Here is a 24,867-nt window from a genome sequence, read left to right as displayed (position 1 = left end):
GGGAGAAGGGAGGAGGGAGCCCCGCCCGGCCGCCCCTCCACCCCAGGGAGGAGGGAGGAGGGAGGGGAAGCCCCGCGGCCGCTCCGGCCCCGCCCCGAGGGAGGAGGGAGGAGGGAGGAGGGAGAGCATCTCATCCCTCTTCCCTGGGGGGAGGTATGGAGGGGAGGGGCTCCCTCCTCCCTTCTAGCTCCTTCTCCCGCGGGCGGTGCGCTCCTGGGGGAGGGCGCCGGCGGCGTGGAGGGCGAGGGCGAGGGCGGCGACGAAGTCGTCGTGCTGGCCGGCGGGGGCTTCCCAGTGGAGGATGCCGCCGATGCGCAGGCTGCGGCGGCAGGCGCGCAGCTCCTCCCAGCACTGGAGGAGGGCGGGCTGGCCCCCGGCGGGCGAGGGCAGGGCGAGGCGGCCGGTTTCGCAGGCGGCGATGAGCTCCCAGCCGAGGGCGCTCTTCGTCTGCTGGCTGAAGGCGACGGGGAGGAGGGCGCGGCCGAGGTGGGGTTCGAGCGCGGCGGCGAGCGGCTGGCCGAGTCCGGTGGCGTCGATGGCGAGCCGTTCGAGCCCCCAGCGGGCGGCGATGCTGGCGACGCGGGGTGCGAAGCCGGCGAGGTCGGCGCCCTGCCAGGTTTCGAAGGCGACGATTTCGAGGCGGCGGCCGGGCTGGAGCCGTCCGATGGCGAGGACGGTGGCATCGGGACCGGCGCCGGCGGGGTCGAGCCCGGCGACGTACCGTTCGCCGGCGCGGGGGCCTTCGAGCAGGCTGTGGCTGCCTTCGATGCGGGCGAGGGCCTCGGCAGAAAGCAGGCGCGCGCTGGTGCGGGAGGCGATCAGTTCGTACTGGCTGAGGTAGAGGGGGTTTTGGGCGCCGAGGCGCTGGCGTTCGCGTTCGACATACTGGCCGTAGATGGGCACGTCGCGGGCAACCTCCTGCCAGGAGACGGAGTAGTGGAGGGGGAGGCCGGCGGCGGTGCGGCCGGCGTTGCGGGCGATGGCGCGTTCGAGGAGGGAGTCGCCATCCCAGGGGGTGCCGAAGAGGAGGGCGGGTGCGCCGGTGGAGGCGGCCATGGGGCGGAACTGGCGGTCGAACCAGTCGGGGTCGATGTCCTGGGCTTCGTCGGCGAGGAGGGCGATGCTGGCGGTGTGGCCGGCGACCTGGGCGTGGCCGGAGGCGGAGAGGAAGACGGCCTCGGCGTTGCCGCAGCGGATGCGGTGCTCCTCGACCCGGGGCTGGAGGCCGGCGCGGCGGGCGGCGGGTTCGAGGATGGCGCGGGTGCGTTCGAGGCTGATGGCGGCCTGGGGGCGGAAGGTGGGCGCGCAGATGACGATGCTGCCGCCGCGGCGGGCGTGGGCGAGGAGGAGGGCGGTGACGATGGTGGCGGCGAGCTGGTTCTTGCCGGACTGGCGGGGCATGAGGAGGGTGAACTGCTCGTGGCGGACGGTGAGGAGGCCGCGGCAGAGGGGGAGGAAGACGCGGCGCTGGTAGGGGCGGAGGAGCGGGGCGGCCATGGGGCGAAGGTGGCCGGGGCGGCGGGCGAGCGCCAAGGGGCCGGAGGCACTCCAGCGCGGGCGGTTGCGTGCCGAAACGTAAGGAAAGAGGGCGGAGGCTGCTCCGCCGGAGGGGAGACTGCGTGCGAGGGGGCCGTTTCGGGTGGCTGCTGCGGGCGCTGGGGCGCGGGCCGGTGCTGCCGCTGGCGGTGGCTGCCGCGGGGGTCATCGCGACGGCGCTGCTGACGGCGCAGCTCCAGGCCGAGGGCGCGGCGCGGGACCGGGAGCGGCTGGCGGCGGAGGCGGCGCAGGCGGTGCAGCGGCTGGAGACGCGGCTGGCGGCCTACGAGAGCGTGCTGCTCGGCGGGGCGGCGCTCTTCGGCGCCTCGGAGGAGGTGACGGCGGAGGAGTGGCGCGGGTTCGTGGAGGGGATGCGGGTGGGGCAGCGGTACCCCGGGTTCCGGTCGGTGGGGTACGCGGCGGTGGTGCCGGAGTCGGAGCTGCCGGCGTTTGCGGCGCGGCTGGGGCCGGGGGGCACGCCGGCGGAGGTGCGGCCGGTGCCGGGGAGCGGGCCGGCGGCCGGGCCGGCGTGGGTGGTGCAGTACGTGGAGCCGCTGGAGGAGAACCGGGGTTCGCTGGGGGTGCGGTTCGATGGCGCGCCGGTGCAGCGGGCGGCGGCGCTGGCGGCGGCGCGCTCCGGGTCGATGCAGATGACGGGGACGGTGCCGCTGGTGCGCGACGGGGCGCCGGGGTTCATCCTCTTCGTGCCGGTGTACGGGGAGCGGCCGGCGCCGTTCGACGCCGAGGGGCGGGAGCGGGCGACTGCGGGGTGGGTGTTCGCGGTGTTCGCGCAGGAGGAGTTCTACCGGGCGGCGCTCGGGGTGATGGCGCCGGAGGTGGAGATTACGGTGTTCGATGACTCGGCTGCCGAGGGGCCGATGCTGTTCGCGACGGGGGGCCAGGCCGGGGAGGAGCTGGCGGTGCGGCGGGCGGTCCTGGGCGGCCGGGTGGTGCGCCTGGAGGTGCGGCCGGGGGCGGCATTCCCGGTGAGCAACGCGGCGCTGGCCGATACGGTGGCCGCGGCAGGCACGCTGCTGACGGTGCTGCTGGCGGGGACGGCGTGGCTGCTGGTGACCTGGCGGCGCCGGGCGGAGGCGCTGGCGGCGCGGCGGACGAAGGAGCTGGGGGAGGCGCTGGCGCTGCAGCGGGCGATCGTGGATGGTGCGGGGCTGGCGATCCTGGCGACCGACGGGCAGGGGCGGATCACGCGGGCGAACCCGGCGGCGGAGGCGCTGCTCGGGATGTCGGCGGAGGAGCTGCGGGCGCTGCCGTCGGTGGGGCACCTGGCTGCGCTGGGCACCGGGCGGGGGCTGGCAGCGCTCATCGCGGAGCTGCGGCCGGGCGTGAGCATCCAGCGGGAGTGGCTCTACCGGCGGCCGGGCGGGGAGCTGCTGACCATCTGGGTGACGATCTCGGCGCTGCCGGGCGAGGGCGGGGCGCCGGGCGGGTTCGTGTTCATCGGGCGGGATGTGACGGCCGAACGGGAGGCCGAGCGGGACCGCGACCGGGTGTTCGCCTACTCGATCGATATGCTGGCGATCGTGACCGGGCGGGGGCGGTTCAAGCGGGTGAGCCCGGCCTGGGAGCGGACGCTGGGGTGGAAGCCGGAGGAGCTGATCGGCCAGAGCCTGTGGCACTTCGTGCACCCCGACGACCGGGAGGAGCAGATTGCGCGGGCGCGGGCGGTGCTCGAAGGGCGGGACGCGTGCGACCTGCGTGGGCGGTTCCGGCATGCCGACGGGAGCTGGCGCTGGGTGTCGTTCAACGCCTCCGCGGCGACGGACGACGAGAGCTACGTCGTGGCGCGGGATATCACCGACATCGTCCGGGCGGAGGAGGAGATGGAGGAAACGATGGAGGTGCTGCGGGCGAACGCGGTGGCGCTGGAGGAGCAGGCTGCGGAGCTGGACCGGCTGCGGATCGAGGCGGAATACCTTGCGAACCATGATGCGCTGACCGGGGCGCTGAACCGGCGGGCGTGGTTCCACCAGGCGGCGATCCACTCGCCGACGGCGATCGCGATCTTCGATATCGACTACTTCAAGAAGATCAACGACACGTACGGGCACCCGGCGGGCGATGTGGTGCTGCGGGAGGTCGCGCGGCGGCTGGAGGCGGCGGCCGGGGAGGCCGGGGTGGTGGGGCGGATCGGCGGGGAGGAGTTCGCGGTGTTCTTTACGGTGCCGGCGACGGAGGCGAAGGAGATTGCGCTGCGGTGCGTGGGCGAGGTCGCGCGCGAACCGGTGGCGATCGGGGGCGGGCTCGAGCTGCAGGTCACGGTGAGCGGCGGGTTTGCGCCGTGGCAGCCGGCCCCGGAGGACCGGCCGCTCGACGCGCTCTCGGTCACGTACGAGGCTGCGGACCGGGCGCTCTACCGGGCGAAGGAGGCGGGCCGCCACCGGCTGGCGGCGGCCTGAGGGGGCGGGGCCGCTCACCCCGCCGCGGTTGGAGCCGGGGGCGTTACGGACGGACGCCGACGAGCTTGGCGAGTTTGACGGAGTTGAAGAGGGCGAGGCCGGCGTACCACTTCACGCGGATGCGGCTGGCGTCCTTCGTTTCGAGGCTGCCGACCCGCTCGACGGTGAGGCCGCCGGGGGCGGTGAGCCCGGCGAGGCCGCCCTCGCCGAACTGCATGGCGTAGATGGTGCTGCAGTCGGTGCTGGTGCCGACCGCCTGGTCGTCGGCGATGTAGTCGTTCAGGCCGATGGGGATGCCGTCGTAGTACTGGACCATGCGGCCGAACTCGTCGCGGTCGGCTTCGAGGAAGCCGCCGGAGGCGCGGGCGATCTCGTTGAGGGTGCGGCGGGAGCGGCGGCTCATGAGGAGGAGGTCGGGCTTGCCGCCGCGGACGCGGTCGATCAGCTCATCGAGCTTCGCGAGGGTGAGGGTGCCGCCGTTGGGGCCCATGGAGACCACCTGGGCCGGGTCGCAGAGGCGGTCGATGCCGTCGAAGCTGCGCGGGTTGGCGGCGGCGTTGCCGTTGATGAAGGTATCGTCGAAGAGCGCCTGGACGGCCTTCGCCTTGAGCTGGACGATGGCGGCCTCGAGGTCCTGGAGGTTGGAGCGGGTGGCCTTGAGGAAGTTATCGATGTCGGCGTCGCCGCCGAGGATCTTGAGGGTGGCGGTGGCCTGGGTGAAGGTGGGGGTGCTCTCGTCCCAGTCGTCGCCGACATCGTAGAAGGCGGCCGACGGGGGGACGTTCTCGCGGTTGTAGGTGAGGCCGTTGCCGACGATTTCGATGAAGGGGAGGCGCTGGAGGACGGGGCTTTCCTGCGCGATCGTCTCGATGACGCCGGCGAGGAGGGTATCGTTGCTGAGCTTCGCGGCTTCGATGAGGGTGAGTGCCAAGGTGGTGCTGACCTCCGTGTGAAGTTCGGGGTCAGCGTGCGGGGGCGGGTGCGGAGCTCCGAGGGGGAGGTGTCACCGGGTGCGGGCGCTGCCCTTCACCGGGCGCGGGCTGCGGGGGAGAATTTCCCGCGAAGCAGGCATGTCGAAGGCGCGACCGATCCCCGCGGCGGGCTGGCTGCCGGTCGGCGAAGAACCGCAGCCGACGGGCTCGATTACCGACTGCGTGATCCTTCGGAACGACGGCGTTTCGCTCGTGGCGCTGCCGGGCGGCGATATCGATGCGGAGGAGCACGAGGCGACGGGGCTCTACCGTTGCGACACGCGCCACCTCTCGCGCTTCCGGCTGACGCTGGGCGGCGTGGCGCCGATCCTGCTCGATGCGAGCCAGTCGGGCGCGATCTTCTCGGCCGTGTACACGAACCCGGCGATGGCGGAACCGGGCGGGCGGGTGGTTCCGGCGCGGGCGCTCGTCATCCGCCGCCGGCGGGTGCTCGGCCGGGGGCTCGTCGAGAGCCTGACCGTTTCGAACTACCACCCGGACCCGCAGGCGGTCGAGGTGCGGCTCGAGGTCGATGCTGATTTCCACGACATCTTCGAGGTCCGCGGCTTCGAGCGGCGGAGCCCGCGGCCGCCGGTGGATGCGCAGGCGGGGCGGACGGGCATCCGCTTCCGGTACGCGGGGGCCGACGGCACGGTGCGGACGACCTCGGTGCGGTTCGACCCGCCGCCTTCGTCGATCGGCGCCGGCGGGGCGCTCTACCGGCTCGTGCTGGAGCCGCGGGAGACGGTGGTGCTCGACATCCGGGTGAGCACGGGCGAACCGGGGGAGCGCCAGCCGGTGCCGCAGGTGATTGCGCGGGTGCAGCGCGAGGAGCGGACCTTCCTCGACGAGGCGACGCGCTTCCAGTGCGACTACGAGCCGCTGAACGACGCCGTGGAGCGCGCGCTGCTCGATGTGCGGGCCTTGCGGACGGGGGTGGACGGGACGGAGTTCATCGCGGCCGGGGTGCCCTGGTTCGATACGCTGTTCGGGCGCGACAGCCTGGTCACGGGTATGTTCCTGGCGCCGTGGGCGCCGCGGCTGCTGCGCGGGGCGCTGGAGGTGCTGGCCCGCTACCAGGCGGAGGAGCACGACCCTGCGAGCGACGCAGCCCCGGGCAAGGTTCCCCATGAGCTGCGCTGGGGCGAGCTGGCGCGCATCGGCGAGGTGCCCTTCGGCCGGTACTACGGCAGCATCGATGCGACCCCGCTCTTCCTGGTCGCGGCTGAGGAGTACCTGGCCTGGACGGGCGACCGGGCGGCGATCGAGCGGCTCTGGCCGAACCTCCGGGCGGCGGCCCGCTGGTGCCTGGCCGAACTGGAGCGGCACGGGGGCGTGGTGGCCTATGCCCGGGAGTCTCCTGCGGGGCTGGAGAACCAGGGGTGGAAGGACTCGCACGACGCGATCCGCTGGCCGGATGGGCGGCTCGCCGAGCCGCCGATTGCCCTTGTCGAGGTGCAGGGCTACACGCTGGCGGCGCTGCGGGCGTTCGTGCGGATGGCGGCGCTCTGCGGCGAGCCCGCCGACGGCGCCGAAGCTGCCGCCGGCCGGCTGGCGGCGCTCATCGAGGAGCGGTTCGGCGACGATGCCCTCGGTTACGTGCTCTGCCTCGAGCGGGGGCGGACGCCGGTGCCGACGCCGGCTTCGAACCCGGGCCACCTCCTCTGGCTGGGCGACCCGCTGCCCGCGCGGGCGGCCGCCTTCGCCGACCGCGCCTTCCAGTCGGACCTGTTCAGCGGCTGGGGCGTACGGACGCTGGCGTCGTCGGTGGCTGGCTACAACCCGCTCGGCTACCACACGGGCTCCGTCTGGCCGCACGACAACGCGATCCTGCTCGCCGGGCTGCGGCGGCACGGTTTCGACGACCTTGCGCGGGCGCTGGGGACGGCGTTCATCGAGGCGGCGCTCGCCTTCCCGGCCTACCGCATCCCCGAGCTGTACTGCGGCGACCCGCGGGAGCTGCGGCTGGTGCCCACGCCGTACCCGGTCGCTTCGCGGCCGCAGGCGTGGTCGGCGGCGAGCCTGCCGTTCGTGCTGGCGACGATGCTGGGGGTGCGCCCGGCCGGGCCGCGCACGCTCGCAATCACCCGCCCGCAGCTGCCGGGGATGGTCGAGTGGGTGCGGCTGCGGAACCTCCGGGTGGCCGGCGCCGGGGTCGACCTCGCCTTCCGGCGGGGCGCGGCCGGGGTCGCGGTGGAGGTCGAAGGGGTGCGGGGCGACCTCGCCATCGTGCTCTCCGACCGGTGGCCGCGGTAGCGGCAGCCGACGCGGTATTGACGTCTTCGCAATAGCGAACGAAGAATGGTGGTAAGGCGCGGCCGGGGCGGCCCGCGCCAGAGAACCGTTCGAACCCGAGGGATGCGAGATGGAGACGATGCGGATCGCCATCGTTGCGCCGCCGTGGTTCGCCGTTCCGCCGACGGGCTACGGCGGCATCGAGTGGGTGGTCAGCTACCTCGCGGACGGGCTGGCCCGGCGCGGCCACGATGTGACCCTCTTCGCCGCGGGCGGCTCACGAACCGAGGCGCGGCTGGTGACGACCTTCCCGGACCCGCCATCGAAGCTGCTCGGCAACGCCGCAGTCGAGGCGCGGCACGTGCTCGCCGCCTACGACCGCTGGCGCGAGTTCGACATCATCCACGACCACACCTTCCTTGGCCCCATCGTGGGCGCCGCGGTGCCGGTTCCGGTGGTTCACACGGTGCACGGGCCGGTGACGCCTGACAACCGCGGGCTGATTGCCGACCTCGGCCGGCGGCTGCACCTCGTCGCGATCAGCCACCACCAGCGTTCGACCCTGCCGGATGGGGTGCACGCGACGGTCATCCACAACGGCATCGACCCGGCGGCGTTCCCCTTTAGCGACCGGCCCGGGGAGTACCTGCTGTTCTGCGGGCGGATCAACCCGGAGAAGGGTCCGGTGCAGGCGATCGAGATCGCCCGGCGGGCCGGGCTGCCGCTGCTGATGGTGGTCAAGATCAACGAGCCGATCGAGCACGAGTACTGGGAGGCGGAGGTGCGCCCGCGGCTGCGCGGGCTCGATGTGGAGGTGAAGCAGCAGCCGCCGACGGAGGAGAAGCTGCGCGCCTACCGCGACGCGCTCGCCACGCTCTTCCCCATCCAGTGGCCGGAGCCGTTCGGCCTGGTGATGATCGAGTCGATGGCCACGGGCACGCCCGTCATCGCCTTCCGGAACGGGTCGGTGCCGGAGGTGGTGCAGGACGGCGTGACCGGCATCATCTGCGAGGACATCGACGCTGCTGCGGAGGCGGCCTGGCGGGCGAAGGAGCTGGACCGGCGGGAGTGCCGGCGGCGGGTGGAGCGGCACTTCAGCGCGGCGCTGAACGTGCTCCGGCACGAGCAGCTCTACCGCGCCATCCTCGCGGAAGGCGGCCGGCGCGAGGCTGCGGCGCAGCTCCCGCTGGCGCTGGATGCGGCCGACGGCCGCACCGACGGCGCAGGCCGGGCCTGACGCGAGGGCTGAAGGCTGCGGGCTGTGGCGGCATGGCGGTCCGGCAGCCGGCCCCCGCGGCGGGGCCCGGTCGGCCCTCCGCAGGGCTGCCGGGCTGGCGGAAACTGAAGGCCTCAGTCCGTACCATGGAGGCCGCCCGATGCCCGCTCCGCTCGTCCTGCCCGGCTCACCCGGGCGACCGACGCCCTTCGTTCCGCCCATCCTGCCGATCCTCGGCTGGTGGGTTGCCTGGCCGCTCGCGGCGCGGATCATCTCGCTCCTGCTCGCGCTGCTGATCGCGGCCACGGTGGTGGTCGGCGGGGCGCTGGCCGTCGCGAGCTTCGCCGTCGGGTCGGCGGAGGTCCGGCTCGAAAACGCCGGCTGCGACCCGATTGCACCGCCGCCGGGGCTGGTTCGGCGGCTGATCAACCTGCTGCCCGTGTTCGCGGTGCCGGCGCGGGCGATTGGCCCGGGGGAGGCCGGCACCTACCGTGTCCCGGCGGGAAGCTACACCGTCGACATCCGCCAGGGCGAGGCGCGCTTCAGCTGGCGGTTCGTCGACCAGTCGGTGACCTACTCGCGCCCGCTCGTCTCAGTCACCTTCGATGGCGAGGAGCTGCTGGAAGCCGGGGAGACCCGGCTGGAGCTGGACCGCGGCAGCGAGCACACCGCAGTGGTTACCTGCGGGCCGTGAGCCGGGGCCGGCCTCAGCCGGGCGGGGCGACGGGCGGCCGGTAGGCGGCCTGGGCGGCTTCGAATGTCGCGGCCCGCGCGAGCAGCCCCTCGGCGCCGCCCTGGCGCTCCAGCAGGTCGAGCCCGAAGCGGCCGTACTCGTCGCGCACCCACTTTTCGAAGAAGTAGCGGTCGCGTTCCCGGCGGCCGGCCGCATCGCGGAGGGTGCGGTGGGCGACGAGGTCGGCTAGGACGTCGTCGAGCCCTTCGCCGGAGAGCGCGCTGGTGCGGAAGATCGGCGGAGGCGACGCCTCGCCGGGGCGTGCGAAGTCGATGCTGGCGCGGAGGGCGTGGTAGCTCCGGCGGGCGGCGGCGCCGACATCGCATTTATTGAGGATGAAGGCGTGGGGCACCTCCATGATGCCGGCCTTCATGAACTGGATGTGGTCGCCGCCGAGGGGCTGGAGGACGAGGTAAACGCGGTCGGCCAGGCGTTCCACTTCGACTTCGCTCTGGCCGATGCCGACGGTTTCGACGAAGACGTAATCGAAGAGCCGCTCGAGCACGCGGACGACGGGGTAGGTGGCCCGGCCGATGCCGCCGAGCTCACGGTCGGAGGGCTGGGAGCGGAAGTAGAGCCGCCGTTCGCCGATAGGGAAGTGGACGCGCGTGCGGTCGCCGAGGATGGAGCCGCCTGAGCGGTAGCTGGAGGGGTCGATGGCGAGCACGGCGACGGAGATAGCAGGGTCGCGGGCGACCATGCGGGCGGCGAGTTCGCCGACGAGGGTAGATTTGCCGCTGCCCGGGGTCCCGGTGAAGCCGGCGACCATGGCGCGGGGCAGGGCGCCGTGGGTTTCGAGGGCGGCGATGGCGGCCGCTTTCCCGGGCACGGCCTCGGGGCGCGCGTCCTCGAAGAGGCGGACGAGCCGGGCGAGCGGCCACTTTTCGAGCGCGACCGCGCCGGCGATGAGCTCGTCGAGCGCGGGGGCGGTCACCGGGCGCGGACGCCGGCCTGTTCTTCGACGACGTCCATGATGCGGCTCATCACGTCGGCGAGGTCGAAGTCGGCCGGGGTGAAGACCTGGCGGACGCCGAGGGCGCGGAGCGCCTCGTGGTCGTCCCTGGGGATGATGCCGCCGACGATGACGGGGATGGAGTCGCCGGCGCCGGCGGCCCGCAGCCCTTCGATGACCTGCCGGGTGAGGTCGAGGTGGGAGCCGGAGAGGATGGAGAGGCCGACGACATCGGCGGCCTCTTCGACGGCGCTCTGGACGATCTCCTCGGGCGTGAGGCGGATGCCGGAGTAGACGACATCGAAGCCGCAGTGGCGGGCCGCGACGGCGATGACTTCGGCGCCGTTGGAGTGGCCATCGAGGCCGGGCTTGCCGACGACGATCCGGGGGCGGTGGCCGGTGCGGCGGACGAACTCCTCGGCGCGGCGGCGGACCTCGGCGACGCGGTCGCTATCGACGTAGAGGCGCTGGCCTTCAACGCCGGTGGGCGGGCGGTACTCGCCGAAGACGCCGCGGAGGGTATCGGCCCATTCACCGGTGGTGACGCGGGCGAGGGCGCATTCGATGGAGGGCTCCATCAGGTTGGCGCCGCTGCGGGCCGCGGCTTCGAGGGCTTTCAGGGCGGCCTGCACCCGGGCCGGGTCGCGCTTCGCTTTGACAGCGGCGAGCGCTTCGAGGGTGCGGCGGGTCTCGGCTTCGTCGACCTTGAAGATGCCGCCGTCCTCGCCGGTGAGGAGGGGCGAGGGGAGGCCGTCGGTCCAGCGGTTGACGCCGACGATGACGAGCTCGCCGGAGTTGATTTTGCTGACGCGCTCAGACATGGAGCGGACGAGCTGGGACTTGAGGTAGCCGGATTCGACGGCCGCGCGGATGCCGCCCATGGCTTCGATGCGGGCGATCTCCTCGCGGGCCTGCCGCTTGAGCTCTTCGACCTTCGATTCGATGACGACGGAGCCGTCGAAGATGTCGGGGTATTCGAGGAGGTCGGTTTCGTAGGCGAGGATCTGCTGGAGGCGGAGCGACCACTGCTGGTCCCACGGGCGAGGGAGGGAGAGGGCCTCGTTCCAGGCGGGGAGCTGGAGGGCGCGGCAGCGCGCCTTGCGGGAGAGGGTGACGCCGAGGGCTTCGATGAGGATGCGCCAGGCGTTGTTCTCGGGCTGCTGCTCGGTGAGGCCGAGGGAGTTGACCTGCACGCCGTAACGGAAGAGCCGGAGCTTCGGGTCGGTCACGCCGTAGCGGTCGCGGGTGATCTCGTCCCAGAGCTCCACGAAGGCGCGCATCTTGCACATCTCTTCGATGAACCGAATGCCGGAGTTCACGAAGAAGGAGATGCGGCCGACGACTTCGGGGAAGCGGTCGGCGGGGACGACGCCGCGCTCGCGGATGGTATCGAGGACGCCGATGGCGTTGGCGAGGGCGAAGGCGAGCTCCTGGACGGGGGTGGCGCCGGCCTCCTGCAGGTGGTAGCTGCAGATGTTGGAGGCGTTCCACTTCGGCAGGTTATCGAGGCAGTACTCGTACATCTCCGCGATGAGGCGGAGGCTCGCCTCGGGCGGGAAGATGTAGGTGCCGCGGGCGAGGTATTCCTTAATGATGTCGTTCTGGGTGGTGCCCTGGAGCTTGCGGACGTCCTCGCCACGTTCGCGGGCGACGCCGATGTAGAGGGCGAGCAGCCACATCGCGGTGGCATTGATGGTCATCGACGTGTTCATCTCGGCGAGGGGGATGCCCTCGAAGAGCTGGTGCATGTCGTCGATGGTGTTGATGGGCACACCGACCTTGCCGACCTCGGGCAGGGCGAGGGGGTGGTCGGAGGAGTAGCCGGTCTGGGTCGGCAGGTCGAAGGCGACAGAGAGGCCGGTCTGCCCGGCGGCGAGGTTCTTCCGGTAGAGCGCGTTGGAGGCGGCGGCGCTGGAGTGCCCGGCGTAGGTGCGGAAAATCCAGGGGCGGTCTTTCGTCGGGTTGCCGTCGGCGTCGTAGAGGCGATGGGGCAGGCGCTCGGCGGGGGCCTGCCCGGGGTCGTTCGGTGAGTTCACGCGTTCTCTCCGGGGCCAGGGTTCGCTGCCGGGGCTGGCGAAAGCGCCAGCAGCAGATGCGCGCTTTATGGTAGCGCAGGCGCGGCCGTACGTCCGAACGCGCTGTTCGAACATCGGAGAATTGCGATAGCGGCCGGGCTGTGGTTGTATCCGGCGATGCAGGTCGCGCTGGCACGCACGGGACGCGCCGTCGTTTCCCGCAAGTGGCTGCAGGTTGCTGCCGCTGCGCTGTTCATCAACACCAGCTACGGGACGCTGTCGTACGCGTTCTCGGTGTTCGTGACGGCGAGCGGGCCGGCCGGGGAGTTCGGCGCGGGCGTGGTGTCTGCCGGGTTTGGCGCCGCGCTGCTCGTGAGCGGCGTGTCGGGGGTCTTTGCCGGGACGGTGGCCGACCTGCTGGGGACTCGCCGGCTGATGGCCGGCGGCGCGGTGCTGGGCTGCGCCGGGCTGGCGCTGCTCGGGACGGCGCAGGAGGCGTGGCAGTTCATCGCGGTCCTCGCGGCCGTCCTCGGGCCGGCGATGGCGGCCACGTTCTACGAGCCGGTGTATGTGCTGATGAACCGCTGGTTCCCGGCGGAGGAGCGGCCGCGGGCGTACGGCGTGCTGACGCTGCTGAGCGGCTTCAGCATCACGATTTTCACGCCGCTGACGCGCTGGCTGGTCGATGGCCTCGGCTGGCGGGCGGCGATGGCGGTCCTGGGCGGGATGCTGCTCGCCGTGGGGACGGCGGTCCCGGCGGTCATCCGGGAGCCGGCCGGGCCGACGGGGGAGCGCCTGGCGCCGCGCAGCTTCCTCCGGGAGACAGCGGCGGGAGTCCGCCAGGCGGACGGGGCGTTCTGGCTGTTCACCCTCGCGTTTTTCGTTGCGACGGTGGCGTTCAGCGGATTCCAGTTCCACCTGGTGGCGGGGCTCGAAGGCCGCGGCTTCTCGCCGGGCGGGGTGGCCTGGGCCATCGCCGTCACGGGCATCGTCAGCCTGCCGGCCCGGCTGCTCCTCCCGATGCTCTCGGGACGGGTCTCGAGCCCGGCGATGCTGGCGATCTGCTTTGCGGGTGTCGCCGGGGCGGCAGCGACGGCCACCGTGGCCGATGCGTGGTGGCAGGTATGGGTGGTGGTCGGGCTGTTCGGCACGGTCTTCGGCGCGATCTACCCGCTGCGGGCCCTGGTCACCTCCGAGCGGTTCGCGGGCCCGTACTTCGGGCGGCTCATCGGACTGCAGGCACTCTTCGTGGCGGCTGGCCGGGCAGCGGGCCCGGCGGCGATCGGGCTGGCGAGCACCTCCCCGGCGGGGTACGAACTGGCATTCCGCGGCGCTGCGGCGGCCCTGCTCGCGAGCGCGGCGGTGACGTGGCTGGCCTTCGGCCGCGGGCGGCGGTGAAATAGCGCAAAGGGGGCGGGGGATGCATCCCCCCGCCCCCCTGGGCTGCACCGGGAGCCGGCGGCTCAGCCGAGCTTCTTAATCTCTTCGATCAGGGCCGGGATGACCTTCCGGTAGTCGTCGATGACGGCGTACTTGGCGACCTTGACCATGTTCGCCTCGGGGTCCTTGTTGATCGCCACGATGTTCTTCGAGCCGGCCATGCCTGCCATGTGCTGGCTGGCGCCGGAGATGGCGACGGCGATGTAGAGGTTCGGGGAGACGACCTTGCCGGTGAGGCCGACCTGCTGGCTCGGCGGGTACCAGCCGAGGTCGCAGGCGGCGCGGCTGGCGCCGGTAGCGCCCTTGAGGAGGGCGGCGAGCTCTTCGAGCATCTTGAAGCCGGAGGGGTCCCCGAGGCCGCGGCCGCCGGAGACGACGACCGGGGCATCCTCGAGGCGGATGCCGGTGCTCTCGGCCTTCTGGACGCCGAGGATCTTGATGCGGGCTTCGCCGGCGACGTCGATGGTGGTGACGGTGCCGGTGCGGGAGGCATCGGGTGCGAGGGCGTCGAACGACTTCGCCTTGACGGTGGCGATGGCCGGCGCGTTCTTGAAGGAGACCTCGGCGCGGGCGTTGCCGCCGTAGCAGGAGCGGGTGGCGATCAGCTTGCCCTGGTACTTCAGGTCGACGGTCTCCATCGAGACGGCGGTATCGAGGGCGAAGGCGAGCATGGGGCCGAGATCGCGGCCGAGGGCCGTCTGGCCGATGAGGACGATATCGGCGCCGGACTGCTGGAGGGCGGCCTGGACGGCGGGGAGGTAGACCTCGGCGAGGGCGCCCTGGAGGGCGGGGTTGGTATCGACGATGGCGGCGTCGGCGCCGAGGGCGATGAGCTCGTTACCGAGGGCCTCGCCGCCGGCGATGAAGGCGGTGACGCTGCCGGCGCCCTCAGCGGAGAGCTTGCGGGCAGCACCGAGGAGCTCGCCCGAGATGGGGGCCAGCGCCCCCTCGTTGGCTTCTGCGATGACCAGGATTCCTGCCATGGTGCGTGCTCCTCCTTAGATCAGCTTCGCGGCCCGGAGCTTCTGGGCGAGGTTGCGGGCCTTCTCTTCGGGCGTTTCGCCTTCGATGATCTCGACGTTGCTCTCGACCTTCGGGACGTAGAGGGCTTCGAGGACGAGCCGGCGGTTCTCCTTGCCCATGTCGCCGGCGATGCCGAGGTCGTTCGCACCCCAGACCTGCACGGTCTTCTTGGCGGCGAGCATGATCTGGCGGAGCTGCGGGTAGCGGGGCTCGCCGAACTCGTTCGAGACGGAGACGACGGCGGGGAGCGGCGTTTCGACCGTCTGGAAGCCGTCTTCGAGGACGCGCTCCACCTTGAGGCCGGCGCCGTTCTTTTCGATCGCCTTGGCGACGGTGACGCAGGGGACGCCGAGGGCCTGGGCGATGCCGAGCGGGACGACGCCCATGTCCCAGTCGGCGGCGGCGCGGCCGGTGAGGACGAGGTCGGCGCCGCCGAGCTTCTGGATGGCAGCGGCGAGGGCCTTCGCCGTCTGGAAGTTGTCGATGTCCTCGAACTCGGGGCCGGTGATGAGGACGCCTTCATCGGCGCCCATGGCGAGGGCGTGCTTGATGGCGTCGCGGGCAGACTCGGGGCCGAGGCTGATGACGGTGACCTTGCCGGTGCCGGCGGCCTCCTTCAGGCGGAGGGCGGCCTCGGTCGCCTGCGGGTCGTACGGGTTGACGACCGGGGCGATGCCCTGGGCCGGGATGACCTTCTTGGCAACCTCATCGACCTTGAAGGACGCGGCCGGGGTCTCGGGATCGGGGATTTGCTTGACACAAACGACGATGTTCACGCGGCGTTCCTTGCCTCCTGCGCGTTGCCGGTCCTCGTGCGGGGATGCGGGCCGGGGCGATTCCTGCAGTGAATTGGGGCAAACCCCGAGCAATGTACCACACGTGACGAGATTGTGAAATATCGCACCAATGCTGGCCGCCCGGCCAGCGGGGCCGGGCGGGGGCGCCGGCGGCGCGGGCCGTGAAACATCAACGTCATGACCCGGAAACAGGTTCGAAACGGCGTCGAAATCGGCGAGAAACCGCGCCTTCCTACCGTTACGGCCATCCAGCGGGGGCGTCCGCGGGGCCCCGGCCGCCGCACGCTGGCAATCCGCAGGTGCCGCGGGGCACCGGAACGTCACGGGGGTTCACGCGCATGAAACGGCGCACCTGGCTGCGCACACTGCACCGGCCGCTCGCTGTGCTGGGCGGCGCCATCCTGGCTATGGCGGCGATTTCTGCTGCCGCAGCCCAGGAACCAACGACCGAGGAGAACGTCGCCGACCTGCTCGCCGCGCTCGATACGACGTGGCTCCTCGTCGCGGGGTTCCTGGTGTTCTTCATGCAGGCAGGCTTCGCCATGCTGACGGGCGGGTTCGTCCGCTCCAAGAACACGGCGAACATCCTGATGAAGAACATGATCGACGCCTGCGTCGGCGGCCTCCTCTTCTGGGCCGTCGGCTACGGCATCGCCTACGGCGCCTCGGACTCGGCGAACGGGTTCATCGGCTGGGGCGACTTTTTCTACGACACGTACGAGGGGTTTGCGGGCTGGTTCTTCCAGTTCGCCTTCGCGGCGGCGGCGGCCACGATCGTGGCCGGCTGTCTTGCCGAGCGGCTGAAGTTCAGCGCCTACCTCGCCTACACGGTGGTCATTACGGGCTTCATCTACCCGGTGGTGGTCCACTGGGCCTGGGACGTGAACGGCTGGATGTCGGCCTTCAACGAGGATCCGTTCCTTGCCAGCGGCTACATCGACTTCGCCGGTTCGGGCGTGGTGCACATGGTCGGCGGCTGGGCCGGCGTCGTCGGTGCGGCGCTGCTCGGGCCGCGGCTGGGGAAGTTCGGCCCCGGCAAGCAGGTGAACGCCATCCCGGGCCATAACATCGGCATCGCCACGCTCGGCATGTTCATCCTCTGGTTCGGCTGGTACGGCTTCAACCCGGGTTCGACGCTCGCGCTGACGGGCGGCGGCGCGGCCCTGGCGGCGAAGGTTGCGGTCAATACGACGCTCTCGGCGGCTGCCGGCGGCGTTGCAGCGGTGATTTACTCGAAGATTCTGACCACGCGGTACGACCCCGGTCTCACCATCAACGGGATCCTCGCGGGACTGGTCGGCATCACGGCGCCGTGCGCGACGGTGGACCCGTGGGCGGCGGTCGTCATCGGCGCGGTGGCCTCGGCCGTGATGTACGGCGCGGTGCTCCTGCTCGATGTCGTCCGGATCGACGACCCGGTGGGCGCGTTCCCGGTGCACGGCGCCGCCGGGCTCTGGGGCGTGATCGCGGTCGGCCTCTTCTCGAGCGAGGGCGGGCTGGAGCAGGCCGGCTACAGCGACCCCTCGAAGTACGGGCTCCTGCTCGGCGGCGGCTTCGATCAGCTGGCTGCCCAGCTGGTCGGCGCGGCCGCGATCATCGGCTGGGTGGTGGTGACGGCCTTCATCCTCTTTACCGCCATCAAGTACACGATCGGCCTCCGTGTACCGCAGGAGGAGGAAGAGAAGGGGCTCGACCTGCTCGAGCACGGGCTCGACTCCTATCCGGACTTCGGGCCGACGGGCCCCGGCGTCTTCAGCCCGGGCGCCTAGGCTGCACGGCGATCAGCTAGACTCACCGCGGGGCCGGGCCCCGGCTCCGCGGACCATCGAGAGAGGAAGGCAACTGCAATGAAGCGCATCGACGCGATCATCCGGCCCTCCCGGCTCCCCTTCGTCCGCGAGGCGCTCGAAGAGCTCGGCTACGGCGGCATGACGGTGGCCGAGGTGAAGGGGCATGGCAAGCAGCGCGGCATCACGGAACAGTGGCGCGGGCGCGAGTACAAGGTCGAGTACCTGTCGAAGGCGTGGATCCTGATCGTGGTCAACGACCAGGACCTCCAGAAGGTCGTCAATGCGATTGTGGAGAACGCGCGCACCGGCGAAATCGGCGACGGGAAGATCTTCATTTCGGACGTGCTCGATGTGATCCGCGTCCGGACGAACGAACGGGGCCCCGCAGCGGTTTAGCCGGCGGCGCGGGCAGGCAGCGGCAGCGGCCGGGCACATGCAGTGCCCGGCCGTTGTGCTGCGCCGCAAGGAAATGCGTCCGTAACGTCGGCGCAAAGCGGACGAAATGCCGGGCGTTCAGAATCGGGACGATGCAGGCCCAGATGCGATGCCGGGAGGTGGAGGCGGGACGGTGCCGGCGCTGACCCTCGAGCCGTTCCGCAGGCGGGTTGAACAGCTGCGCGATGCCTGGGCGGAGCGGCGCGCGCTGCGCCGCATTGCGGGGGCGCACGACCGGGCGTCGCAGCTGGCGCTCCTGCGGACGCTCCACGGGTGGGCGGTGGAGGCCGCGGCCGACATCCGCGCGGTGTACGGCCCGGGGCTCGCCGTCGAGGTGAGCCGGCTGCCGGCCGACGATGCGGAGGCGGCCGCCTTCACGGTGCGCGTGGCGCAGGACCATACGCTGACCTTCGCCCTGGTGGAGCGGCGGCGGGTCGGCGGCACGCGCTGGCACATCGCGGTGACGATGAGCACCGGGGGGCCGCGCGGCTCAACCGCGGCAGCCGGGCCGGAGCGGCGGAACGGCCAGTGGACGCGGGCGCGGCTGGAGGACCTGCTCCTCTCGCTGCTGGGGGCGTACGAGCGGGCGCGGTCGGAGGGGAGCGAGGGGGCGGGCTAGCCCGCAGCCCGGTCCAGGATTTCGGCGACGCAGCGGAGGCCGGATTCGACGGCGCCCTGGATCCAGCCGTGGGCGAGGGAGGCGTGTTCGCCGGCGATGTGCAGCCGGCCCTCCGGGGCGATGATGTGGCGGTAGAGGTGGGTTTGCTGGCCCGGCTCGAAGAGGGCGTAAGCGCCGCCCGCGAACTCGTCCTGGTGCCAGACCTTGCTGGCTCCGAGTTCGAACTCCTGCCGGACCGCGGGGTGGATGACTTCGACGTTTTCGATCGCCTGGGCGAGGCGCTCCTCGGGGCTGAGCGTGCCCCAGCGGCGGGCGTCTTCGGCCCACGTGTAGCTGGCGAGGAGGATGCCGCGGCCGCCGGGCTCGCCGCCGGCGGGGTAGTAGATGGTGCGGATCGGGAGGTCGGTGACGGAGCCGCCGCCGCTGATGCCCTCGTCCTCCTCCCAGAAGCGGCGCCGGCACTGGAAGAAGATCTTCGTGGCCGCATCGTAGTAGAGGGTGCGGATGGCGCGCTGCTTGCCGCGGCTGAGGGCGGGGGTGATTTCGATGTGGCGGAGGAGGGAGAAGGGGATGGTGATGATCGCGCGGTCGGCCGTGAAGGTGTGTTCGCCGGCGACGGTTCGGCAGCGGACCTGCACGCCTTCGAGCGACTGGTGGATCGCGATGACGCGCATGCCGTAGCGGATGGCGTCGCCGAGTTCGGCGAGGAAGGCGCGGGGCAGGCGGTCCATGCCGCCGGGGATGGTGACGACATCGGTGAACCAGTGCCCGGCCTCTTCGCGAAGCACTTCGAGGAAGGCGCTGTTCATGAACGGCTCCATGTGGGTGAGGAGCCCCCAGAGCTCGATGGCGCCCTGCGACCAGCCGCGGGATTCGAGGAATTCGGAGAGGGAGTAGTGGTCGTACCGGCTGGCGACCTCCTCCCAGCCGAGGTCGCCGTGCTCGCGGATGGTTGCGAGCAGGGGGGCGATCTCCCGCTCCCAGCGGGTGCCGATCGGGAGGTCGGTTTCGCCGGGCTGGAGTTCGAAGTCGCCGGCGTGCTGCGCAGAATCGAAGTCGCCGCGGCGGACCCGTTCGCCGTTAAAGGCGACGTACGTGCGGGGATTCTCCATGACGAAGGGGACCGTCGGGAGGCGGAACCGCTCGACGTAGTGGAGAACGAGGTCGTGGGCGCGGGGGATGCGCATGGCGCCGGCTTCGCCGGAGAGGCCGTCGGAGAACGGTTCGCGGAAGGTCTGGATGCGGCCGCCGACACGGGGCTGGGCTTCGAGGATGGTGACGGTGAAGCCGCGGCGGCGGAGCTCGAAGGCCGCGGCGAGGCCGGCCATCCCGGCGCCGAGGACGAGGATGTGCTCGCGGCCGGCGGGGGCGGGCTGCGGGTCGGCGGCGAGTTCGCGGAGGCGTTCGGGCGTGACGGTCATTGCGGCCGGCAGGCTACCACAGGCGCGGGCGGCCGGGGATGGTCAATCGCGGCCCATGAGGCGGCTTCACCGCCCGGCGATCTGCAGGAAGGTGTCGACGTCGATTCCCATGGCGCGGATCAGGGCACGGACCGTGCCGGGACGCAGTTCGCGGTGGTTGGGCACAACGAGGATGGGGAGCCCCTGCGAGGGCGGAACGTACACCAGGTGCGACCCGGATTGCCGTTCGAGCTGCCAGCCGAGCCGCTCGGCAACCCGGCCGACCTCGCGCGCGGAGAACCCGGCCAGGCGGCTCACGCAACCTGCGCCGCGGGCAGGCTGAGTGCGATGGTTTCGACCACCAGCGGGGCGCCTTCCGCGGCAAGGTCGCGGAGCGCTCCGGCAACCGCATCGGCCACAAGTTCGGGCGTCTCATCGCGCGGGCGCTCCCCGCGGCGGGCGGCCGCATCGAGCCATGCCGCGAGCGCGCGTAGCAGTCCATCGATGGCCTCGTCGCGGCTCGCGGCCTCGGCGACGGCGCCGGGCATCGCCGGGCAGGTAGCGGTGTACCACCCCTCGGCGTCGCGGGCGAGGACTCCGGTGTACCGGGCGGCCATGGCCGCAGGCTACCACAGGCGCGGGCGGCCGGGGATGGTCAATCGCGGCCCATGAGGCGGCGGGCGATGCGGGCGGCGGCCTCCTTATCGCCGGGAGCGAGTTCGCCGTCGAGCACCATGGCGCCGAGCTGCCGCTTGATCACCCCGACCCACGGCCCCGGGGGGCGGTCGAACATCCGGACCAGCTCGTCGCCGGAGAGCGGGCTTTCGGCGCGGATTGCTTCGGCCTCCTCCTGCTCGGCGCGGAGGCAGGCCGCCTCGAGGGCGTCGTGGTAGGCGGTGTCGTCGTAGGTGTGGCTGGCGTTGTCGGCGCGCTTGAGCGCGAGGAGGTCGCGCCAGTGGCCGCCGAGCTTCGCCATGAAGCGGCGGACGGCGCGGCGGTCGGCCGGGTCGGGGCGGTCCATGTGGCGGCGGACGAGGAGGACGACGACGTGGCTTTCCGCCCGGCCGAGGCGAAGCCGCTCGAGGAGGGCAGCGGCGAGCTCGGCGCCGACGACCTCGTGGCGGTAAAAGCCCCATTCGCCGTTCGGCTTCCGGTGGCGGACGGCAGGCTTGCCGATGTCGTGGAGGAGCGCTGCCCAGCGGCGCAGGCGGAGCGTCTCCGGCGTGGCGGCGATCGCCTCGACGGTCGCGAGCGTGTGGCCCCAGACATCGAACCTGTGGAAGCGGTTCTGCTCGCAGCCGGGCATGGCGGCCAGCTCGGGGAGGGCGTGGGGAAGAGCGCCGACCTCGCGGAGGGCCTCGAGGCCGGCCGCCGGGGCCCGCCCCTGCAGGAGCTTGTCGAGCTCGGCGGTAACGCGCTCCTGCGAGAGGGTGGCGATGAGGTGGGCGGTTTCGCGCATCCCGGCGGCAGTGGCCGGGTCGAGCCGGAAGCCGAGCTGGCTGACGAAGCGGACGCCGCGCAGGATGCGGAGGGGGTCTTCGCGGAAGCGGGTGGCCGGGTCGCCGACGGCGCGGATGATGCCTGCGCGGAGGTCGGCCTCGCCGCCGAAGAGGTCGAGCCACTCGCCGGTGTGGGCGTTTTCGGCGAAGGCGGTAATGGTGAAGTCGCGCCGGGCGAGGTCCTCTTCGATGGTGCGGCCGAAGGTGACCTCGGGCCAGCGGCTGCCGCCGGCGTAGCTGTCGCCGCGGAAGGTGGTGATTTCGACCCACGTGTCCTCGACGAGGACGCCGATGGTGCCGAACCGCTTGCCGACGGTGCTCACCTTCGCGCCGAGGGAGCGGGCGATCTCCTCGATTTCGTCGGGGAGGGCGTCGGTGGCGTAGTCGATATCCTTCGACGGGATGCCGAGGAGGCGGTCGCGGAGGGCGCCGCCGACGAGCCAGAGCTGGCGGCCGCGGGCGCGGAAGGCCTCGCGCAGCGCCTCGTGGGTGATGGTCATGGCGGGATTGTCTGGCCGGCGGCGCGCGGGTGTCGAACCCGTGGCCGTCGCGGGACTGCGGGAAAACCCTGAGTGCGAGGGGCGAGCCCGGGGCGGTACGCTATGGCTGCTGGCCGCCACAGGGCTCCGGCGCGCCGGCGGGGGGACGACCACGAGCCCGGGCAGGCCCTGCGTGACGAACCCGGCTGACCTCGAGACACCCGAGCTTCTTGTGCAGCGGTACCTTGAGCTCTCGGCTGAATACGAGCAGTTCCGCTACCACCTGCCCGAGGCGCTCATCGAGTTCGAGCTCCCTTCGGCCCGGGTGACCTCGATGAACCGGCTGGCCGAGGTGCTGCTGGGGTACACGGTGGAGGATGTGCTGGCCGGGCTGTACGGCTACCAGGTGGTCGACGAGGAGAGCTGGCGGCGCGCGCTCCGGGCGGGCGAGGAGGACTTCGCCGGCACGGTGCACAAGGGGCTGCCGTATGAGCGGCGCCCGGGCCAGCAGGTGCACCGGTTCACGGCGATCCGGAAGGACGGTTCGCGCTTCCCGATCGAGGCGCAGGGTTCGTACATCGTCGATGCCCGGGGTGTGCCGACCGGGGTGCGGTTCCTCTTCCGCGACATCAGCGCACGGGTGGCTGCGGAGCGCGAGCACGCCCGGCTGGCGGCGATCGTGGAGTCGGCCGGTGACGCGATCGTGAGCCGCGACCTGGAAGGGCGGATCCTGAGCTGGAACCGCGGCGCGGAGGCGCTGTACGGCTGGACGGCCGCCGAGATGATCGGCCGGACTGCGGACGTGCTGGCCCCGCCCGGGCGGGAGGACGAGGTCCGCGAGCTGACGGAGCGGGTGAAGCGGGGTGAACACGTGCAGGTCACGACGCGGCGGCGGGCACGCGACGGCCGTATCATCGACGTTGAGCTGTCGCTCTTCCCGGTGCGGGATGAAGCCGGGCAGGTGATGGCCATCGGCGGCATCGCACGGGAGATCACTGAGCGGCTGCGGATGACCGAAGAGCTGGAGCGGACGAACCGGCTGCTGGGGGCGATTTCGCGGGCGCAGGCAGAGTTCATCGCCTCGGGGGACCACCAGGCTGTCTTCGAGGGGCTCCTCGCCGCACTGCTGGACCTGACGGAGAGCGAGTACGGATTCATCGGCGAGACGATGGCCGAGCCGGGAGGGGCGCCGAAGCTGCGGGCTATTGCGCTGACCTACCCGGAGGACCCCGCCGACCGGGCGAGGCTGGCCGAGGCGGCACCGCCGGACCTCGTCTTTGAGAACCTCGACACGCTCTTCGGGGTTACGCTCCGGACAGGGGAGCCCGTCATCAGCAACGACCCGGGCTCGGACCCGCGCGCCCACGGGACTCCGCCGGGGCATCCGCGGCTGACCAGCTACCTCGGCCTGCCGATCGTGAGCCGCGGCGAGGTGGTCGGCATGGTCGGTGTCGCGAACCGGCCGGGGGGATACAGCGACGCGGATGTCGCCTTCCTGCGGCCGTTCCTTGCCACCTGCGCGACACTCATCGAAGCGCTGCGCGCCGAGGAGCAGCGCCTCGCAGCGGAACGGCGGCTCGCGGCCGCACTGGAGCGCTCGGAGATCACGCTGTGGGAGTGGGACGTCGCCCGCGACGAGATGGTCGCCTTCGCCGGCAACTCCGAAGGGGCACCGCCCCAGCCGGGGCTCCCCCACTGGCTCGAGCGGGTCCACCCGGATGACCGGCGCGCGGTCGTCGCCGCCTTCGAAGCGCACCTGCGGGCGGAGGCCAGCGCGATCGACGTCGAGCACCGCTACCTCCTGCCCGGGGGCGGCTACGGCTGGTACCTCACCCGGGGGCGGATCATCGAGCGGGCCCCGAATGGGCGGCCGCTCCGGGCCGTCGGCAGCTTCCTGAACATCACCCGCCGGAAGGAGGCCGAGCTCGAGCGGGAGCGGCTCGAGCTGCTCGTCCGGCAGGCGCAGAAGCTGGAAAGCCTCGGCGTGCTGGCCGGGGGCGTGGCCCACGATTTCAACAACCTGCTCACCGCCGTGCTCGGCAATCTCTACCTGCTGCGGCAGGCCGCGCCGGCCGACCCCGCCCTCCGCGAGCTGATCGACGATGCGGCCCACGCGGCCGAGCGCGGGGCAGGGCTCGTACGGCGGCTGCTCGCCTTCGGCCGGCCCGATATCGCGCAGGACGAGGTCGTCGACCTCGACGAGCTGATTGCGGAGTCGGCGGCGCTCGCCAGGCCGATGGTGGAGCCCCAGGTGAAGCTGGTCATCCGGGGCGGCCCCGGGAAGGCGCGGGTGAAGGGGTCGGCGAGCGCGCTGGAGCAGGTCCTCGTCAACCTCTTCGTCAACGCGCGGGATGCGATGCCGGAGGGCGGGACGATCACGGTAACCCGCACCACCGCGGAGCTGGGCAGCCGCCGCCGGTGGGCGCCGCCCGAGCTGCCCCGCGGCCGCTACCACGTCATCGCCGTGCGCGACACCGGCACCGGGATGCCGCCCGAGGTGCTCGAGAAGATCTTCGACCCGTTCTTCACGACGAAGCCGGTCGGGCGGGGCTCCGGGCTGGGCCTGCCGACGGCGCTTGCCATCGCCCGGGCCCACGGGGGGTGGCTCTCGGCCGAGAGCACGCCCGGCCGGGGGAGCATCTTCCGGCTGCTCCTGCCCGTTTTGGCCGAAGGCGACGCACGCTGAACGCCGGGCGGCGGGCTGCTACAGTTCGGCCATGCGCATCGGTCTCATCTCCGATACCCACATTCCCGAAGCCCGCCACGAGCTCTGGCCGCAGGTGTTCGACGCCTTCCGCGGGGTCGACTGCATCCTCCACGCGGGCGACATCCACGACCTCGTGGTCATCGACCAGCTGCACGACATCGCGCCGACGTACGCAGCGCGCGGCAACGGCGAGGACGGCTCGGGCGGCCGGCCGGTCCAGCCCGACCACCCGCGGCTGCGGGAGGCGTGGCTGCTCGAGCTCGAGGGGCTGAAGGTCGGGCTGGTGCACGATGTGCCCATCCCGGAATACCCGCCCCACCTGACGCTGGAGCGGGCGCTGAAGCGGTACTTCGGCACGACGGATCTCGACGTGCTGGTCTACGGCGATACCCACGTGGAGGCAATCAACACGATCAACGGCATCCTCTGCGTGAACCCGGGCTCGCCCACCTACCCGCACAACCTCGAAACGCAGTACGGCACCATCGGCTTCCTCGAAATCAGCGGCGGGAAGGCGGAGGCCACCATCTGGCAGATTACCGACGACGGTATCGAGCCGTTCAACTGGAACCGCTGGAAGCGGCCGTGGTAGCCGGGGCCGGG

The 24,867-nt window shown here is 72.0% G+C and carries 20 protein-coding genes; 10 read left to right on the top strand and 10 right to left on the bottom strand.

What is annotated here, in order from left to right; all coding sequences use genetic code 11:
* Nucleotides 1-183 precede the first annotated feature (183 nt).
* Nucleotides 184-1,497 carry a phage terminase large subunit family protein gene (locus A9A59_RS03230; protein WP_098502909.1) on the bottom strand — a complete coding sequence of 438 codons (1,314 nt, stop codon included), beginning with the start codon at nt 1,495-1,497 and terminating at the stop codon, nt 184-186.
* A gap of 122 nt (nt 1,498-1,619) precedes the next feature.
* Here A9A59_RS03230 and A9A59_RS03225 point away from each other — a divergent pair, with 122 nt between their 5' ends.
* Nucleotides 1,620-3,953 (top strand): sensor domain-containing diguanylate cyclase, encoded by a 2,334-nt coding sequence (locus tag A9A59_RS03225; protein ID WP_098502908.1) that lies wholly within the window; start codon nt 1,620-1,622, stop codon nt 3,951-3,953.
* 43 nt (nt 3,954-3,996) lie between these two features.
* Here A9A59_RS03225 and A9A59_RS03220 read toward each other — a convergent pair whose 3' ends face one another.
* Nucleotides 3,997-4,884, bottom strand: coding sequence for a major capsid protein (locus A9A59_RS03220; protein ID WP_098502907.1), 888 nt, complete (start codon nt 4,882-4,884; stop codon nt 3,997-3,999).
* A 139-nt stretch (nt 4,885-5,023) separates the two neighbouring features.
* Here A9A59_RS03220 and A9A59_RS03215 point away from each other — a divergent pair, with 139 nt between their 5' ends.
* From A9A59_RS03215 to A9A59_RS03205, 3 genes are all read left to right on the top strand, one after another.
* Entirely contained in the window at nt 5,024-7,180 is a 2,157-nt protein-coding gene (locus A9A59_RS03215) for an amylo-alpha-1,6-glucosidase (RefSeq protein WP_098502906.1), read from the top strand.
* A 109-nt stretch (nt 7,181-7,289) separates the two neighbouring features.
* Nucleotides 7,290-8,396: a glycosyltransferase family 4 protein gene (locus tag A9A59_RS03210; RefSeq protein WP_098502905.1), complete on the top strand. Its 1,107-nt coding sequence runs from the start codon at nt 7,290-7,292 to the stop codon at nt 8,394-8,396.
* Between the two features lie 139 nt (nt 8,397-8,535).
* A complete protein-coding gene (locus tag A9A59_RS03205) occupies nt 8,536-9,069 on the top strand; it encodes a hypothetical protein (protein ID WP_098502904.1) in 534 nt (177 codons plus the stop codon).
* 13 nt (nt 9,070-9,082) lie between these two features.
* Here the strand turns inward: A9A59_RS03205 and A9A59_RS03200 are convergent, their stop codons facing one another.
* Together A9A59_RS03200 and A9A59_RS03195 are read right to left on the bottom strand one after the other, a co-directional pair.
* Nucleotides 9,083-10,042, bottom strand: a complete 960-nt coding sequence (locus tag A9A59_RS03200) for an ArgK/MeaB family GTPase (RefSeq protein ID WP_098502903.1) — start codon at nt 10,040-10,042, stop codon at nt 9,083-9,085.
* Nucleotides 10,039-12,096 carry a protein meaA gene (locus A9A59_RS03195; protein ID WP_278286768.1) on the bottom strand — a complete coding sequence of 686 codons (2,058 nt, stop codon included), beginning with the start codon at nt 12,094-12,096 and terminating at the stop codon, nt 10,039-10,041. Before A9A59_RS03195 ends, A9A59_RS03200 begins: the two co-directional genes overlap by 4 nt.
* 156 nt (nt 12,097-12,252) lie before the next feature.
* Between A9A59_RS03195 and A9A59_RS03190 the strand changes: the two genes are divergently transcribed.
* On the top strand, nt 12,253-13,473 hold the full coding sequence (locus A9A59_RS03190) for an MFS transporter (protein WP_098502901.1): 1,221 nt from the start codon (nt 12,253-12,255) through the stop codon (nt 13,471-13,473).
* A 65-nt stretch (nt 13,474-13,538) separates the two neighbouring features.
* On the opposite strand, the gene A9A59_RS03185 is transcribed toward A9A59_RS03190, so the two are convergent.
* Together A9A59_RS03185 and A9A59_RS03180 are read right to left on the bottom strand one after the other, a co-directional pair.
* Nucleotides 13,539-14,498 (bottom strand): electron transfer flavoprotein subunit alpha/FixB family protein, encoded by a 960-nt coding sequence (locus A9A59_RS03185; RefSeq protein ID WP_098502900.1) that lies wholly within the window; start codon nt 14,496-14,498, stop codon nt 13,539-13,541.
* Between the two features lie 15 nt (nt 14,499-14,513).
* On the bottom strand, nt 14,514-15,314 hold the full coding sequence (locus A9A59_RS03180; RefSeq protein ID WP_165772466.1) for an electron transfer flavoprotein subunit beta/FixA family protein: 801 nt from the start codon (nt 15,312-15,314) through the stop codon (nt 14,514-14,516).
* A gap of 359 nt (nt 15,315-15,673) precedes the next feature.
* Here A9A59_RS03180 and A9A59_RS03175 point away from each other — a divergent pair, with 359 nt between their 5' ends.
* The 3 genes from A9A59_RS03175 (at nt 15,674) to A9A59_RS03165 (ending at nt 18,179) form a co-directional block, all read left to right on the top strand.
* Nucleotides 15,674-17,104 carry an ammonium transporter gene (locus A9A59_RS03175; protein WP_098502898.1) on the top strand — a complete coding sequence of 477 codons (1,431 nt, stop codon included), beginning with the start codon at nt 15,674-15,676 and terminating at the stop codon, nt 17,102-17,104.
* A 78-nt stretch (nt 17,105-17,182) separates the two neighbouring features.
* Nucleotides 17,183-17,521, top strand: a complete 339-nt coding sequence (locus A9A59_RS03170) for a P-II family nitrogen regulator (RefSeq protein ID WP_098502897.1) — start codon at nt 17,183-17,185, stop codon at nt 17,519-17,521.
* A 172-nt stretch (nt 17,522-17,693) separates the two neighbouring features.
* Nucleotides 17,694-18,179 (top strand): hypothetical protein, encoded by a 486-nt coding sequence (locus A9A59_RS03165; RefSeq protein ID WP_098502896.1) that lies wholly within the window; start codon nt 17,694-17,696, stop codon nt 18,177-18,179.
* Here A9A59_RS03165 and A9A59_RS03160 read toward each other — a convergent pair.
* The 4 genes from A9A59_RS03160 to A9A59_RS13665 all read right to left on the bottom strand — a co-directional run bounded on the left by A9A59_RS03160 (nt 18,176) and on the right by A9A59_RS13665 (nt 21,578).
* Complete coding sequence (locus A9A59_RS03160) at nt 18,176-19,600, bottom strand: flavin monoamine oxidase family protein (protein ID WP_098502895.1); 1,425 nt, start codon at nt 19,598-19,600, stop codon at nt 18,176-18,178. The genes A9A59_RS03165 and A9A59_RS03160 overlap by 4 nt on opposite strands.
* Before the next feature lie 66 nt (nt 19,601-19,666).
* Nucleotides 19,667-19,897 (bottom strand): type II toxin-antitoxin system HicA family toxin, encoded by a 231-nt coding sequence (locus A9A59_RS03155; RefSeq protein WP_098502894.1) that lies wholly within the window; start codon nt 19,895-19,897, stop codon nt 19,667-19,669.
* Nucleotides 19,894-20,196 carry a type II toxin-antitoxin system HicB family antitoxin gene (locus tag A9A59_RS03150; RefSeq protein WP_098502893.1) on the bottom strand — a complete coding sequence of 101 codons (303 nt, stop codon included), beginning with the start codon at nt 20,194-20,196 and terminating at the stop codon, nt 19,894-19,896. The genes A9A59_RS03155 and A9A59_RS03150 overlap by 4 nt, the downstream gene beginning before the upstream one ends.
* A 38-nt stretch (nt 20,197-20,234) precedes the next feature.
* Entirely contained in the window at nt 20,235-21,578 is a 1,344-nt protein-coding gene (locus tag A9A59_RS13665) for a CCA tRNA nucleotidyltransferase (RefSeq protein ID WP_133117492.1), read from the bottom strand.
* Between the two features lie 172 nt (nt 21,579-21,750).
* On the opposite strand from A9A59_RS13665, the gene A9A59_RS03130 reads away from it, so the two are divergent.
* Nucleotides 21,751-24,243 (top strand): PAS domain S-box protein, encoded by a 2,493-nt coding sequence (locus tag A9A59_RS03130; RefSeq protein ID WP_165772465.1) that lies wholly within the window; start codon nt 21,751-21,753, stop codon nt 24,241-24,243.
* Nucleotides 24,244-24,274: 31 nt separating this feature from the next.
* Nucleotides 24,275-24,856: a YfcE family phosphodiesterase gene (locus A9A59_RS03125; protein WP_098502891.1), complete on the top strand. Its 582-nt coding sequence runs from the start codon at nt 24,275-24,277 to the stop codon at nt 24,854-24,856.
* Nucleotides 24,857-24,867 lie beyond the last annotated feature (11 nt).

This window comes from Tepidiforma thermophila (assembly GCF_002563855.1).
GTDB classification, from domain to species: Bacteria; Chloroflexota; Dehalococcoidia; order Tepidiformales; family Tepidiformaceae; genus Tepidiforma; species Tepidiforma thermophila.
The sequence above is the reverse complement of the archived record's forward strand: the minus strand, read 5'-3'. Positions and strand labels throughout refer to the sequence as shown.